The organism is Pelomicrobium sp. G1 (assembly GCF_051905455.1).
In the GTDB taxonomy this organism is placed as follows: Bacteria; Pseudomonadota; Gammaproteobacteria; order Burkholderiales; family UBA6910; genus Pelomicrobium.
The window spans coordinates 1-274 of sequence record NZ_JBQACR010000341.1 but is presented as its reverse complement, the minus strand read 5'-3'; the positions used below and the strand labels follow the sequence as shown (position 1 = coordinate 274).

General features: G+C 60.2%; 1 protein-coding gene. It reads right to left on the bottom strand.

Features of this window, described 5'->3' with window-relative positions; genetic code table 11:
• Window positions 1–270: ATP-binding protein (locus ACTFO6_RS18770; RefSeq protein WP_439935874.1), on the bottom strand; the 270-nt coding region annotated here is incomplete at its 3' end.
• Window positions 271–274 lie beyond the last annotated feature (4 nt).

Here is a 274-nt window from a genome sequence, read left to right as displayed (position 1 = left end):
CCCTCCCTCAGCCTCCAATGGCGACTGCAGCTTCAACGCCGGAAGGGTGAAGTGAAACGAAGCCCATGTACCGCTTTCGTTATCCGCCCAGATCCTGCCATTGTGGGCCTCGATGATGGCGCGGCTGATGGACAATCCTATCCCGAGCCCCCTCGCCTTGGTGGGGAAAAACGGCGAGAACACCTGATCAGCCAATACCTCCGGCACACCTGGACCCGGATCGTGAACGACCACTTCAATGCTTTGGTCCGGCCCGTTCCGTGTCCGGATGGTG